14 protein-coding genes are annotated in these 12,833 nt (G+C 71.3%); 7 read left to right on the top strand and 7 right to left on the bottom strand.

The window, feature by feature from the left end:
• Nucleotides 1-209: 209 nt before the first annotated feature.
• The gene (locus tag ACFWW9_RS12330; protein WP_390375178.1) at nt 210-1,070 is read right to left on the bottom strand and encodes a TIR domain-containing protein; all 861 of its coding nucleotides are present in this window, start codon (nt 1,068-1,070) and stop codon (nt 210-212) included.
• A gap of 34 nt (nt 1,071-1,104) precedes the next feature.
• The gene (locus tag ACFWW9_RS12325) at nt 1,105-1,698 is read right to left on the bottom strand and encodes a LysE/ArgO family amino acid transporter (protein ID WP_390375175.1); all 594 of its coding nucleotides are present in this window, start codon (nt 1,696-1,698) and stop codon (nt 1,105-1,107) included.
• Between the two features lie 68 nt (nt 1,699-1,766).
• Between ACFWW9_RS12325 and ACFWW9_RS12320 the strand changes: the two genes are divergently transcribed.
• The gene (locus ACFWW9_RS12320; protein WP_390375172.1) at nt 1,767-2,657 is read left to right on the top strand and encodes a LysR family transcriptional regulator ArgP; all 891 of its coding nucleotides are present in this window, start codon (nt 1,767-1,769) and stop codon (nt 2,655-2,657) included.
• Between the two features lie 36 nt (nt 2,658-2,693).
• Here ACFWW9_RS12320 and ACFWW9_RS12315 read toward each other — a convergent pair whose 3' ends face one another.
• Nucleotides 2,694-4,013, bottom strand: a complete 1,320-nt coding sequence (locus tag ACFWW9_RS12315; RefSeq protein WP_390375169.1) for an aspartate aminotransferase family protein — start codon at nt 4,011-4,013, stop codon at nt 2,694-2,696.
• A gap of 86 nt (nt 4,014-4,099) precedes the next feature.
• Here ACFWW9_RS12315 and ACFWW9_RS12310 point away from each other — a divergent pair, with 86 nt between their 5' ends.
• The gene (locus ACFWW9_RS12310; RefSeq protein WP_390375166.1) at nt 4,100-5,038 is read left to right on the top strand and encodes a LysR family transcriptional regulator; all 939 of its coding nucleotides are present in this window, start codon (nt 4,100-4,102) and stop codon (nt 5,036-5,038) included.
• Here ACFWW9_RS12310 and ACFWW9_RS12305 read toward each other — a convergent pair.
• Nucleotides 4,989-5,594 (bottom strand): hypothetical protein, encoded by a 606-nt coding sequence (locus tag ACFWW9_RS12305; protein WP_390375163.1) that lies wholly within the window; start codon nt 5,592-5,594, stop codon nt 4,989-4,991. The two genes, ACFWW9_RS12310 and ACFWW9_RS12305, sit on opposite strands and share 50 nt — an antisense overlap.
• Nucleotides 5,595-5,783: 189 nt before the next feature.
• On the opposite strand from ACFWW9_RS12305, the gene trpC reads away from it, so the two are divergent.
• Together trpC and ACFWW9_RS12295 are read left to right on the top strand one after the other, a co-directional pair.
• Complete coding sequence (trpC, locus tag ACFWW9_RS12300; protein WP_390375160.1) at nt 5,784-6,560, top strand: indole-3-glycerol phosphate synthase TrpC; 777 nt, start codon at nt 5,784-5,786, stop codon at nt 6,558-6,560.
• A 42-nt stretch (nt 6,561-6,602) separates the two neighbouring features.
• Nucleotides 6,603-7,376: a maleylpyruvate isomerase family mycothiol-dependent enzyme gene (locus ACFWW9_RS12295; protein WP_390375157.1), complete on the top strand. Its 774-nt coding sequence runs from the start codon at nt 6,603-6,605 to the stop codon at nt 7,374-7,376.
• A 127-nt stretch (nt 7,377-7,503) separates the two neighbouring features.
• On the opposite strand, the gene ACFWW9_RS12290 is transcribed toward ACFWW9_RS12295, so the two are convergent.
• The 3 genes from ACFWW9_RS12290 to ACFWW9_RS12280 form a co-directional block, all read right to left on the bottom strand.
• Nucleotides 7,504-8,160, bottom strand: coding sequence for an SRPBCC domain-containing protein (locus tag ACFWW9_RS12290; RefSeq protein WP_390375154.1), 657 nt, complete (start codon nt 8,158-8,160; stop codon nt 7,504-7,506).
• 95 nt (nt 8,161-8,255) lie between these two features.
• Nucleotides 8,256-8,897: a hypothetical protein gene (locus tag ACFWW9_RS12285; RefSeq protein WP_390375151.1), complete on the bottom strand. Its 642-nt coding sequence runs from the start codon at nt 8,895-8,897 to the stop codon at nt 8,256-8,258.
• A 130-nt stretch (nt 8,898-9,027) separates the two neighbouring features.
• A complete protein-coding gene (locus tag ACFWW9_RS12280; RefSeq protein ID WP_390375148.1) occupies nt 9,028-9,564 on the bottom strand; it encodes an RICIN domain-containing protein in 537 nt (178 codons plus the stop codon).
• Nucleotides 9,565-9,741: 177 nt separating this feature from the next.
• On the opposite strand from ACFWW9_RS12280, the gene ACFWW9_RS12275 reads away from it, so the two are divergent.
• Genes ACFWW9_RS12275 through ACFWW9_RS12265 form a run of 3 tightly spaced genes read left to right on the top strand, consistent with a single transcriptional unit; the run spans nt 9,742 to nt 12,695 of the window.
• Entirely contained in the window at nt 9,742-10,935 is a 1,194-nt protein-coding gene (locus ACFWW9_RS12275; protein ID WP_390375145.1) for a hypothetical protein, read from the top strand.
• Complete coding sequence (locus tag ACFWW9_RS12270; protein ID WP_390375142.1) at nt 10,936-12,084, top strand: sensor histidine kinase; 1,149 nt, start codon at nt 10,936-10,938, stop codon at nt 12,082-12,084.
• Nucleotides 12,081-12,695, top strand: a complete 615-nt coding sequence (locus ACFWW9_RS12265) for a response regulator (protein ID WP_390375139.1) — start codon at nt 12,081-12,083, stop codon at nt 12,693-12,695. The genes ACFWW9_RS12270 and ACFWW9_RS12265 overlap by 4 nt, the downstream gene beginning before the upstream one ends.
• Nucleotides 12,696-12,833: the final 138 nt, after the last annotated feature.

Here is a 12,833-nt window from a genome sequence, read left to right as displayed (position 1 = left end):
GACGTCTCCATTCGCTCGACCACCGCTGTCCCCGCACGCGGTTGCCAACGCCGTCGCTCGCAAGGCAGGCAGGTCCGCGTCAACCTCCCCGCGCAGGCGTACGCCCGCTCAACCAGGGTCCTCAGCTCGTCCTGCGCCACGATGACCATGTCGCGCGGAGCCCGGATCCGTTACCGGTGCGTTTGGTCGATGTGGTCGACGACCTTCTGTCACAAGCGGTCGAAGAACTCGTCGAACGACAGGAGTTCCTCGGAATCGGTGGTCCCCAGGAGAGCGAAGTCGGCGAACTTCAGCTTCGCCCGCAGGGATCGCGCATCCCATTCCGCGGTCGCCCACCCGTTGAACCCGTTTCCGGTGATCTGCGGCGATCCGACGCTCAAGACCAACCTGTCACCGGCGAAACGACCATCGATCCCGACTCGCAGGCCGTACACCTGTGTGCCGTGCGTTTCGACGCGCACATCGACCTCCGTGTCCGACGTGCGCACGTGACACGCGTACCCGTACGGCCCCAACTCGCCTGCGACCTGCGTGAACCGTTCGCCGACCAGCTTCAGGGCCGCTTCCAGGGTGCCGATCGGATCGAAGGTCATCGGGGGGATGCTCGGCAACCGGACCCGGAGCGCTTCCCGTGCGGGTTCCGGGGCGAGAACTCGATCCGCGGTGTGCCTCGCGAGTTCCTCCACCGTGTGGTCCTCCGCCGTCAAGAACGCGATGGAGGAGCGCAGCAGGTGCTCAGGCACGTGGACGCCACCCACGACGATCGGCAGGAAGTACGAGTCGTCCATCCGCTCGATCGCCTTGGGAAGCGCGGCGGTGAACTCGTCCATCGGGTAAGGCGTGCTGAGGTACTCCGCCGAGAGGAACGGCACCACGTAACGGGTCTGTTCCCCGTAGACCCGCCGGAACTCCTGGATGAAGTCGCGGCCCCACATCTGCACGAGGACGTTCCGGTCGTAGAAGACGCGCAAGCCCAGGTCCTCGCACGCCCTGACGTAACTCTCCACGAGGGACCGTTGCGCACCGGCGAACGAGACCGCGATGTCGTAGAGGTGGGTGCCGTCCGCCATCGGCGCATCCTACGACCGCCCCGCGCGTGACCGCTCACCCCAGCACCAGGGACACGCCCAGCGCGGTCATGATCGCGGCGATCGAGCCGTCCATGAAGCGCCACGCCGCCGGGCGGGACAGCAGGGGGGCGAGTGTGCGGGCGCCGAAGCCCAGGCCGGTGAACCAGACGGTGCTCGCCAGTGCCGCTCCCGCGCCGAACACCCACGGGTTCGGGTCCTGGTGGGAGACGGTGCCCATCAGCAGCACCGTGTCCAGGTAGACGTGCGGGTTGAGGAACGTCATCGCCAGGCAGGCCAGCAGGGTCGCGCGCAGGGTGGCCGGTGGGAGGTCCAGCGGGGTGAGGGTGCTCGGGCGGAACGCGCGGCGGGCCGCCAGGAGGGCGTAGCCGAGGAGGAACGCGGCGCCGCCCCAGCGGATCGCCGTCAACGCCGCGGGCGCGTTCGTCACGACCGCGCCGAGGCCCGCGATGCCCGCGGCCGACAGCGCGAAGTCCGCCGCCAGGCACGTGAGCACCACCGGCAGCACGTGTTCGCGGCGCAGGCCTTGGCGCAGCACGAAGGCGTTCTGCGCGCCGATGGCGACGATGAGGGCGAAGCAGAAGCCGAAACCGGCGAGAGCGGAAGCCATGCGTGGACCGTAAGTGGATCACCCACCGCACTCCAGCTAAAGATTCTTCAGCACCGTTAGAGTGGCTTATGTCCCTCGACCCGGTGCAGCTCGCGACCTTCCAGGCCGTCGTCGACCACGGCAGCTTCGACGCGGCCGCACGAGTCCTGCACGTGACGCCGTCCGCGGTGAGCCAGCGCATCAAAGCCCTCGAACAGGTCGTCGGCCAGGTGCTGGTCCGACGCACCCGTCCGTGCGAGCCGACCGACGCGGGCAGGCCGCTGGTCCGGCTCGGCGGCCAGGTGGCGCTGCTCGAACGCGAGGCGCTCGCCGACGCCCGCGGCGCACTGAGCGGACGAGCCCGCGTGGCCGTCGTCGTCAACGCCGACTCGCTCGAAGGCTGGTTCCTGCCTGTCCTCACCGACCTCCCCGACGTGCAGTTCGAACTCCACACCGACGACGAGGGCCACACCGCCGAACTGCTGCGCGCCGGAGCCGTGATGGCGGCGGTCACCTCCGAACGGGTCGCCGTCCAGGGCTGCCGGGTCACGCGCCTGGGCGCGATGCGCTACCTCGCCGTCGCCACTCCGACCTTCCACGCCCGCTGGTTCGCCGACCGCACCCCGGCGGACGCCTTCGCCGCGGCACCGGTGATCTGCTTCAACCGCAAGGACGTCCTCCAACGCCGCTTCACCCGCGCGACCACCCACCGCGACGTGGACCCACCCACGCACTTCGTGCCCGCCGCGGCGAGCTTCGTCGAGGCCATCCGCCTCGGTCTCGGCTGGGGCCTGGTCCCGGAGGGCATCGCCGGACCCGAGATCGCCGACGGCCGCCTGATCAACCTCACCCCCGACCGCCACCTCGACGTGCCGCTGTTCTGGCAGTACTGGCGCTTGGAGTCGACGGTGCTGTCGGCGTTGACCGCGGCGGTCCAACGGATCGCCGCGGTCGCCCTTCGCCAGCCTTCCCGGAACTAGTTTCGGTCAACACTGAAACAATAGAACTAACAAGAACTACGCCGCGGTCTCACCGATGGCCTGGTCCAGGATCTCCAAGCCCAGCGACAGTTCCTCCTCCGTCGCCGTCAACGGCGGGGCGATGCGGAACACGCCTCCCATGCCCGGCAGCTGGACGATGTTCATGTGCAGCCCCAGTTCCAGGCAGCGGCGGGTGACGGCCGCACCGAGGGCGTCCGAGGTCTCCTTGGTCTCGCGGTCCACCACCAGTTCCAACCCCGCGAGCAACCCACGACCCCGGACGTCGCCGACGACGTGGTGGCGGTCGGCGATCGACTCCAACCCCTTGCGCAGGAACGAACCCAGGTGCTGGGCACGCTCGTCGAGCCGGTCGCGGTGCAGCACGTCGAGCACCGTGTTCCCGACCGCGGCGACCAGCGGGTCGGACACGTGCGTGGTGAAGAACAGGAAGCCGCGGTCGTGCGCCTCCTGCTCGATCTCCGCACTGGTCACCACCGCCGCCAACGGCAGGCCCGCGCCGAGCGTCTTCGACAGCGTCAGGATGTCCGGCACGATCCCGTCGCGCTCGAACGCGTACCACGTCCCCGTGCGGCACAGGCCGGTCTGGGCCTCGTCGAGGATCAGCAGCATCCCGCGTTCGCGGCACTTCTCCAGCAGCGCGGCGAAGTAGCCCGGCGGCGGCTCCAGGACCCCGCCCGACGACAGGATCGGTTCCACGAGGCACGCGGCGAGGCTGCCGACGGACTGGGCGTCCACCAGGTCGAAGCCGAAGTCCAGCTGCCGCCGCCAGTCGAACGAGCCGTCGGGGTGGGTGAAGTCCGGTCGATAGGTGTTCGGGGCGGGGAGGGCGAGGTTGCCGGGCGCGGCCGGGCCGTAGCCCTTGCGGCCCGCGCTGTAGGTCGCGCTCGCCGCGCCCTGCGTCATGCCGTGCCACGACCGCGCGAACGACACGATCTCGTGCTTGCCGGTGACGAGCTTCGCCATCCGGATCGCCGCCTCGTTCGACTCGGCCCCGGTGGTCAGCAGCAGCGCCTTCTCCAACGGCGCGGGCAGCGTCTCGGCCAGCCGCCGAGCCAGGTCCACGACCGGGCGGCTCAGCATCCCGCTGAACAGGTGGTCCAGCGACCCGATCTGCCGTCGCACGGTCTCCACGATCTCCGGGTGCGAGTGCCCGAGGATCGCGCTCATCTGCCCGGACGTGAAGTCGAGGAGGCGACGGCCGTCCTCGGTGTGCAGGAAGCTGCCGGACGCCCGGTCGATGATCTCGGGGGTGAACTCGCCGCCGTAGCGGACGAGGTGCCGTCGGGCGTCGGCCCAGAAGTCGGTGGAGGTCGGTGCGGTGCTCGGTGCGGCCATGCCCTCGACGCTAGGACCGCCCGAGCGACGCGTCCATCTCACGATTCCGACTGTGCTGTTCGACGGAACCGCACAACAATGGCCTCATGCTCAACCCCTACCGGCTGCGGCTGCTGAGCCAGCTCGACATCCTCGGCACGGTCCGCGCGGTCGCCGAGGCGGCCAACCTGAGCGCGTCCACCGTGTCCCAGCAGCTCGCCGTCCTGGAGACCGAGACGCGCACCTCACTGCTGGAACGCACCGGCCGCCGGGTCCGGCTCACGCCCGCCGGTCTGATCCTGGCGCGGCGGGCCAGGGCGATCCTCGACCACATCGACTCCGTCGAAGCGGAGCTGCGCAGCCTCGGCGACGAGCCGACCGGTCTGGTGCGGGTGGGCGCGTTCCAGAGCGCGATCCACACCCTGGCCGTCCCGGCGGTGGTCGAACTGGCCCGCACCCACCCGCACGTCGACGTCGAACTCCTGGAACTGGAGCCGCACGACAGCATCCCGGCCCTCCGCGTCGGCGACGCGGACCTGATCATCAGCACGCCCGACTTCGTCGAACTGCCGCTGGGCCCGGACATCGACGTCGTGCCGCTGGCCACCGACTCGATCGTGCTCGTCGTGCCCGCGGACCAGGCGGGCCGCGGCCCGACCGACCTGGCCGCCCACGCGGGCGACTCCTGGGCGTTCGACATCCCCCAGTCCTACATGGCCAACCTGACGACCCGCCTGTGCCGCCAGGCGGGGTTCGAGCCCAAGGTCGCCTGCCGGTTCAGCAACTACCTGATGACGTTGCAGCACGTCGAGGCCGGACTGTCGGTCGCGCTGCTGCCCGCACTCGCCGTCGACCCGCGCTACCGCGTCGCCACCCGCGAACTCTCCCCCGCCATCACCCGCACCATCACCGCGATGACCCGTCGGGGAGCCCGCCCACGCGCCGCGGTCAACCTGGTCCTCGACACGATTCGCCGTCAGCCGGTGCCCGCGACGATCACAGGCACGGCGGCCGGTACCCGTGCACCTTCAGCCCGCGGAAGGTGATCTCGTTGGCCGTCTTGCCGACGAACACCAGACCACGCGCCTCGCGGATCGCCGAGTCGAACGAGTACGCGGGCGTCCCGAGTTCCGGCAGCGTGGTCCACGCCGAGGGCTTGAAGCTGAAGAACTTCGTCACCGTCCGCCCGTGGGTGGACGGCACCAGCGTCAGCCACTTGTCGCCACCGCTCCAGTGCGACGCCGGGCGCAGCTGCACGTACAGGTCCTCGGTCGCGCTGTAGGTCAGCCAGAACCCCGCGGACTTCGACAGGTCGGCCTGGGCCTCGAACTGGTTGCCCAGCCACACCACGACGACGTGCCACTCGGCGTTGAGGAACGACACCTTGGCCGCGTAGTCGTGCCCGCGGACCGGGACGAGCAGGCTGCCCTCCGCGGGCACCGTCGCCCCTTCCCCGCTGGCCAACCACTGCTGGAGCCGGTCGATCGACGGCGTCCGGCACTCACCGGACGCTCCGCGGTCCCGCTCGGCGACCGCGGTCCCCGGCACAACCCCGAGCAGCCCCACGACCGCCACCGAAATCGCCGCGACGAGCTTCCGCATCGACATCCACTCCCAGCCTCGTCCAAGCCGCCCGGAGGGATTGTCGACCAAGGACCACTCGGCGCGGTCGGTCGAAACCCGGATTCACTGGTATGGACCAATCCAGCGCGTACGCACCTTCGAACTCCACTCCGGCAGAGACCGATTACGCTCCGTCCCGACGGGGTGGGCAAGGCTGGGAGGGCCGCGGTGAGCGTGTTGGACGGGATTCTGGACGGCGTGCGGGAAGACCTCGCGCGACGACAGGCCGAGACCCCGCTGGCGGAACTGCAAGCCCGTGTCGCCGATCTGCCGCCGTGCCTGGACCCGCTCCCCCGCTTCCGCGAGCCGGGGGTGTCGATCATCGCCGAGGTCAAGCGCAAGAGCCCCAGCAAGGGCGCCTTGGCCGACATCCCGGACCCCGCGCACCTCGCGGCCGCGTACGCGGCGGGCGGCGCGGCCGCCATCAGCGTCCTGACCGAGGAGCGCCGCTTCGGCGGCACCCTCGCCGACCTCGACGCCGTGCGCGAGAACGTCACGCTCCCGGTGCTGCGCAAGGACTTCATCGTCACGCCGTACCAGCTGTGGGAGGCCCGCGCCCACGGCGCCGACCTGGCCCTGCTGATGGTCGTCTCCCTGGACGGCGGCCTGCTGGCCGACCTGCTGGGCCTGGCCCGCGACCTCGGCCTGACCCCGCTGGTCGAGGCCCACACGGCCGCCGAGGTCGACCGGGCCGCCGAGGTGGGCGCGGACCTCATCGGCATCAACGCCCGCGACCTCACCACCCTCCACGTCGACCGCGCGGTCTTCCGCGACCTCGCGCCCCTGATCCCGGCGGGCGCGGTCAAGGTCGCCGAGTCCGGCGTCTCCACCCCGGAGGACGTCGCCGAGTACCGCAAGTGGGGCGCGGACGTCGTCCTGGTCGGCGAGGCCCTGGTCCGCTCCGGCGACCCGCGCTCGTCGATCGAGAAGTTCCTGACCGCCTGACCTCGGCGGAACACACGGGTCCACTTCGGAGTTGACCACGACATGAGTCAACTCGTGGACCGCACGATCACCGCACTGCGCTCCGAGCACGACGTGCTCGCCGACCTCATCAGCGGCCTCACCGACGACCAGTTGGCCACCACCAGCGGCGCCTCGGAGTGGACCGTCGCCCAGGCCGTCTCCCACCTCGGCAGCGGCGCGGAGATCGGTCGCACACCGATCGCGCGGGCCGCCGGGGAGACCGTGGCGGTCGAGGACAACCAGACGATCTGGGCCCGCTGGGACGGGTCCACGCCCCGAGCGCAGGTCGAGGGCTTCCTGGAGCACAACGGCCGCTGGCTCGACACGGTCGAGGCCCTCACCCCCGAGCAGCGCTCGTCGCTGACCGTCGACCTCGGCTTCCTGCCGGAGCCGGTCCCGCTGGTGACCGCGTTGGGCATGCGCCTCAGCGAGGTCGCCAACCACTCGTGGGACGTGCGCGTGGCCTTCGACCCGGACGCCGGGGTGGCCGCCGACTCCGCCGCGGTGCTCGTCGACCTCCTGGCCGGTCCGGTGGGCTTCCTGCTGGGCTTCCTCGCGAAGCCCGCCGAACTCACGGGCCCGGTGTCCCTCGCGATCCCCGGAGGCGGGCTCGTGATCGACGACTCGGTCACCGTCGTGGACCACCTCGACTCGCCCTCGGCGACGTTCACCGGGCCGCCCGAGGCGCTGATCCGACTGATCAGCGGCCGTCTCAAGGCACCGCACGACACCGGGGTCACCGTCGAGGGAGCCGTCACGCTCGACGACCTGCGCCGGGTGTTCCCCGGCTTCTGACCGGACCGACCGGCTCAGCCGATCTCCGGGTGGCGCGACCTGATGTCGTCCTGCCACCCGGAGATCCGCGCTGTTCCGGCGGACCACCAGGTGGTCGGTCCGTTGTGGACCCGCGAAGCGGTGCCGGTCAGTCCTCGGCGGCAGGACTGTCGGGTGCGTAGAACTTCGTCGTGGCCTCCACGGCGGCAGCGACGTGCTCCGGGTCGCCCCCGCCTGCCAGGTGGGCCCGGCCCCAAGCCGCGGCGCTGCGCCGAGCGCACTCGCGGCCGTCGGGCGACTTCTCGAACGCCTCGTGGTCGGCGCCCTCCCCACCGGCCAGGAACCGGGCCAGCGCGAGCAGGGTCAGGTCCCAGCCGACACCACCGGCACCGGGCCCGTAGATCGGGAAGGACGGCTCCCCCACGACCGCCGCGTGGACCAGCTCGAACTCCGTGTCGCCGGTCGGGCCGGGGGTCAGCCGCACCTCCACCTCGCTGGTGCCGGGCCAGGCGTCGGCGTCCGGTCCGTAGAGCCAGGACACCTTGAGCAGCCGCGGCGGCTCGCAGCTCAGGACCTCGCCGTGCTCACCACCGTCCAACTCGAACGCCCCGCCGAGCCGCAGGTCACCGGCTACCGGCTTCAACCAGCGGCGCACCCGCTCGGGGTTGGTGATGGCGTCCCAGACGTCCTCGCACTCCGCGTCGTAGCGACGGCGCAGTTCCACCGTGTACGCCTCACCTGCGGCCACGCTGCCCTTGCCCATCGTCCGGCGCACGGCGGCCAACTCGTCCAGCACGTCTTTCATGTCGCGTCCTCCGGAGCGTGGATCTCGGCGTCGGCGACATTACCGGCTGCCAGTTATATAAGGCAACCTTGATGTCGTCGGGCTGGAAGCAGCGATCAACCGGAGCCGCCGGTGACCACCCCGTCCGGTCGGACGCTGATCACCGGCGTCCGAGTCGGTTGTTCTCGCCGCACGCGGTGTCCCGTTGACGCCAACTCCGGCTCGTCGAAGCACACGAGTGTCGTCCATCCGCGCGGCCGAACGGTGTAACCCCACACGTCGTCGAGATCCACCGGTGCCCCGGCGCTGGAGATTTCGGCTTCCTCGCCGACCACTCCCGATTCTCGCGCGCCTGGGCAGTCGAGGATCCGCACGAGGTCTCCGGGTTCGTACCGCGGCAGGGTCGCCGCCTGCTCGGGGCTCAGGGTGGCCCAGTCGAGGTGCGGGTGCAGGAAGGGCACGCCACCGTCCGAGAGCCTGCGACCCCACGCGGGCCCGACCGGGCTGTCGTGCCAGCCCGCGGGCGCGGTGTCCCGCAGCTTGGCAACGCAGTCGTCCACCGGACCGGTGGGCTCCAACGACAGGGTGAACTCGAGCAGCTCCTGGTCCTTGTAGTACACGCCGTCCTCCTGCACGTCGACCGCGCCGAACTCGGCGAGGGAGCGTGCGAGGTGCGCGGCGATCTCGCCACTGGCCTCGGCCCGTGCGCGGACCATGGTCCGGAAGAAGATGCGGCGATAGCGGGGAAGGTCGGACATGCGGCTACTGTCGTTCGCTTCGCCGCCATGGTCAAGACGATTCCGCCGCGGCGTGAGACCCTGGTGGCGGAACCGTCGGCCAGGACCGGTTCGCCACCAGGGTCTTCCGTGCGGAGTCCGGAGTGGACCGTCAGGCGGCCACCGGCGCGAGCAGCCAGTGCTGCTTGGCCCCGCCCCAGCAGTCCCACACCATCGCCGGTGCGGGGTTGTCGAGGCCGCTGCCCGCGATGTCCAGGCACCGGTCGATGAACCTGTTCCTGATCTCGTAGTACCCGTTGCCCGCGTTCACGAACCGCCAGTGCTGCTTGCTGCCGCCCCAGCAAGCCCACTGCATGGCGGGTGCCCCCAGGTCGCCGCCCGGTCCGGCGATGTCGAGGCACCGCTGGCTGTTGAGCGGGTGGATCTCGTAGAACCCGCCGCCCACGGGGAAGAGCCGCCACTTCTGGTTGGCACCGCCCCAGCAGTTGTAGACGTCGACCGGGACCCCGTCGCCGTTCCCCGCGCCCCGCACGTCCAGGCACCTGCCGGTGAGCTGGGACCTGATCTCGTAGTACTGGTCGTCGAAAGCCGTCACCGGCCCGTCCGGTGAAGCACTGGCCGGGGCCAGGCCCAGCGACAACGTCGCCAGGACCAACGCGAAAACGCCGAGACAACGCCGAAACCTCATGTCGTCCTCTCTCTGCTGTGCCGGTCATCCTGCGTTTCGATCATGCCGACGCCGCGGTCACGGGGTAAGCGCCCAATCCCACCCACGGGTCCGTGGGTGAAGTTGCCTACGTCGGATGCGGCCGTGCAGCCGTCCGGGCGAGTGCGGACGGGGTGATCACGCACCAGACTTGGCTTCGTGCGGTCGATCGGCTTGTCGGACACCGGTGCTCGGAACCTTGTGGTGGCGGAGATCCTGGGGGCGCAGATCGCGTGGTGGCAGCTCGGTTTCGCGCTTCGGCGGGCGGTGCTGCGGGCGGCCCGGCGGGGAACGCGCTTTCCGGAACCGGACGTGTGGCACGTGGCCGTCGCCTGGGCCGGGCAGTGGCTGGCGGCGCCGCGCTGGTGGCGGCTGCTCCGCGGCGTCGGCGCGACCGTGCTCGCCATGGTGTGCTTCGCGGCGCTGACCAGCGGACTGGCCGGTGTCGACGAACTGGTGGCGCTGAGCGGCGCGGTGACCGCAGGCGTCCCGTTGGCCGCGGGCTGGGCCTGGCGTGAGGCAAGGCGAGCCCGGTCGCTCGTCCGACTGGCGGCGGACCCGCCTCCGGAACGGGCGTCGTCCCGGAGCGTGGCGGTCCGAGCCCTGATCACGCTGTTCACCGCCGGAGCGGCCGCCACGACGCTGCTCGTCGCCAACGCCCACGAGCGCTCGTCCTGGCCCGAGTGCCCGTCGTTCACCATCGACGCGGCGGTGCGCGACTGGTGGGCGCGCGACCGGTTGGGGTGCCCGACCGGGGACACCCTGGTCGGCGTGGCCGGCCTGCGCTACACGCCGTGGACCTCGGCGGAGCGGTTCACCGGACGCGCGCTGGCCGACGTCGTCTACCTCGCGCCGAGCGGTCCCCTCATGCTGCCGAGGGACATCTTCCTCGTGTGGGCCACCGCGGGTGGGCCGTCCGGCCTGCTGGGCCAGCCGGTCGACGCCGTCCGGAACGACCTCGTCTCCTTCGTGAACTTCCGCGGCGGCTCCGTCGTGGCGAACGCCGAGGGGACCCCGACGCTCCACATCGGACAGTCGCAGTCCGCTTCCCGCGCACCGGACAGCGCGTGCGCGCCGCACGACCGGCCCTGCGTCACCGCCGCGTTCGCCGACGCGGACGGCATCCACCTCGCCTGGCAGTTCGGGACCGCGGACGCGTTCAACGTGGCGTGGTGGCCGCGCGGGGAGCCGGAACTCGCGGCGGCGCGCGAGGTGGCGGGGTACGAGGTCACCCTGCCCGACCTCCGGCCGTCGACGGAGTACGTGCTGGAGGTCGCGGCCTGCCGCAAGCAGTTCTTGCGCCGCTCGCTGTGCACGTGGCAGTCCCCTCCGGTGACGGTCCGAGTCGGGTAGATGTCCGCGGAGAGGTTGAGACATCCGGCGCCGATGCTGCTGGTGCTGGCCCTGCGCTGGCTCGCGTTCGGCTGGATGCTGGTGGTGGCGCTGATCGGCGGGCAGGTCCAGCGGCCGGTGGAAGCGGGCGTCGCCCTGCTCGTCACGGGCTGCTGGACCGCGTGGCTCACGTTGGCGGCCGTGCGGCGGATGGGGTCCGTGCTCGCCGTGGACCTCGGGGTGGCCATCGCGCTGGTCGTGGCGAACGGCCACGTGCACCCCCCTGGCGCGATGCTGACCGATCACCCCACGTTCATGGGGGCCTACCCCACCGCGGCGGTCGCGGCGTGCGGGGTCGTCCACCGCGTCCGGGGCGGGGCGACCGCCGGTCTGCTGCTCGGCCTCACGTTGCCGTTCGCCTACGCCGCCAACGAGGTCGACGTGGCGCGCCTGTCCTTCCTCCAGGTGCTGACCATGGTCGAGTGGGGGTTGTCCTACGTGCTGCTGGGCGGCGCGGTCGGGGTGGCCGCCGGGCAGCTCGACGGACTGCACCGGCAGGTCACCCGCACCGGCGAGCGGGCCGCGCAACTGGCCGAGCGGCAACGGCTCGTCGCCCGGATCCACGACGACGTGCTCCAGCACTTCGCCCGGCTCCGCGCCCGGATCGGGGAGCTGTCCGACGGGCCCGCGCTGGGAGCCGTCGCGGAGGGCATGGCCAGGCACGAGCGTTCACTGCGGGACCTGGCGCGTTCCGACCTCGACCTGTCACCGCCGGGTGACGTGTCGCTGCGCGACCGGCTGGCCGGGCTCGTCGAACGACACAAGGGGATACCGGTTCGGCTGGTGGCGAGCGGACCGGTCTGGCTGCCGGGGGACGCGGTGGACGAGATCGGGGCCGCCGCGGCGGAGTTGCTGACCAACGTCGTCAAGCACGCTCGGGCGCGGCAGGTCTGGCTCACCGTCCTGCACGACGACGGGCACGTCACGGTCAGCGTCCGCGACGACGGCATCGGCTTCCAGCCGGACGAGCGGACCGACGGCCTCGGCCTGCGGCTGTCGGTCCGCGCCAGGGTGGCGCGCCTGGACGGGCGGACCAGGATCCGCAGCCGTCCCGGCCGGGGCACCGAGGTGGAGCTGCGCATCCCGGTAGCGCTGGAGGTGCGCGGATGACCGCGGTGCGCGTGCTCGTGGCGGACGACCACCCGGTCATCAGGGACGGTGTCCGAACAGGGCTCGAGCGCGACGGCCGGGCGGTGGTCGTGGCCGAGGCGTCCGACACGCCGACCGCGTGCCACCTGGCCGAGCAGACCCGCCCCGACGTCGCACTGGTAGACCTGCGACTGGCTTCGGGCGGACACGGCGTCGACGTGATCCGGTACCTGCGCGAGCACCTGCCCGCCGTGCGGATCCTCGTGCTGTCCCAAGCCGGACCCGCCGAACTCGTGGCGGCGCTCCGCGCGGGCGCGCACGGCAGCGTCAGCAAGGCGGCCACCGCGGCCGAACTGGCGCAAGCCGTCGTGGACGTCCTCACCGGACCCGTGCTGCCCGCCGAACTGGCCGCGCACCTGATCGGCGCACTGCGGCAGGAAACCCGAGCGCTCACCGCTCGCGAACGGGAAGTGCTGCACTGCCTGGCGAAGGGCTACGACAACCGCGAGATCGCCGACGACCTGGGCATCACCGTGCGCACCGTCAACCGCCACCTGGAGAACATCCGCGAGAAGCTGGGCCACCGCCGCCGCTCGGAGTTGATCCGCATCGCCCGCAACCACGACGTGTGACCCCGAGACGGTGGCCCACGGCGATTTCGCTTCCGGTTGACGCGGACAACGGCTATTTGCCAATGGCGTGGAATAGTCGGCCGCTAGAGCGGGAAACGATTCGCGCGCCGCACGACCATTCAGCGCAACCCGGACAAC

The organism is Umezawaea sp. NPDC059074 (genome assembly GCF_042738955.1).
Taxonomy (GTDB): Bacteria; Actinomycetota; Actinomycetes; order Mycobacteriales; family Pseudonocardiaceae; genus Umezawaea.
The sequence above is the reverse complement of the archived record's forward strand: the minus strand, read 5'-3'. Positions and strand labels throughout refer to the sequence as shown.

Coding starts and splice junctions, on each gene's coding strand:
- ACFWW9_RS12320 (WP_390375172.1), top strand. CDS start 1,767: ATGTCCCTCGACCCGGTGCAGCTCGCGACCTTCCAGGCCGTCGTCGAC.
- ACFWW9_RS12285 (WP_390375151.1), bottom strand. CDS start 8,897: ATGTCCGACCTTCCCCGCTATCGCCGCATCTTCTTCCGGACCATGGTC.
- ACFWW9_RS12330 (WP_390375178.1), bottom strand. CDS start 1,070: ATGGCGGACGGCACCCACCTCTACGACATCGCGGTCTCGTTCGCCGGT.
- ACFWW9_RS12315 (WP_390375169.1), bottom strand. CDS start 4,013: ATGGCCGCACCGAGCACCGCACCGACCTCCACCGACTTCTGGGCCGAC.
- ACFWW9_RS12270 (WP_390375142.1), top strand. CDS start 10,936: ATGTCCGCGGAGAGGTTGAGACATCCGGCGCCGATGCTGCTGGTGCTG.
- ACFWW9_RS12310 (WP_390375166.1), top strand. CDS start 4,100: ATGCTCAACCCCTACCGGCTGCGGCTGCTGAGCCAGCTCGACATCCTC.
- ACFWW9_RS12265 (WP_390375139.1), top strand. CDS start 12,081: ATGACCGCGGTGCGCGTGCTCGTGGCGGACGACCACCCGGTCATCAGG.
- ACFWW9_RS12290 (WP_390375154.1), bottom strand. CDS start 8,160: ATGAAAGACGTGCTGGACGAGTTGGCCGCCGTGCGCCGGACGATGGGC.
- ACFWW9_RS12325 (WP_390375175.1), bottom strand. CDS start 1,698: ATGGCTTCCGCTCTCGCCGGTTTCGGCTTCTGCTTCGCCCTCATCGTC.
- ACFWW9_RS12295 (WP_390375157.1), top strand. CDS start 6,603: ATGAGTCAACTCGTGGACCGCACGATCACCGCACTGCGCTCCGAGCAC.
- ACFWW9_RS12280 (WP_390375148.1), bottom strand. CDS start 9,564: ATGAGGTTTCGGCGTTGTCTCGGCGTTTTCGCGTTGGTCCTGGCGACG.
- ACFWW9_RS12305 (WP_390375163.1), bottom strand. CDS start 5,594: ATGCGGAAGCTCGTCGCGGCGATTTCGGTGGCGGTCGTGGGGCTGCTC.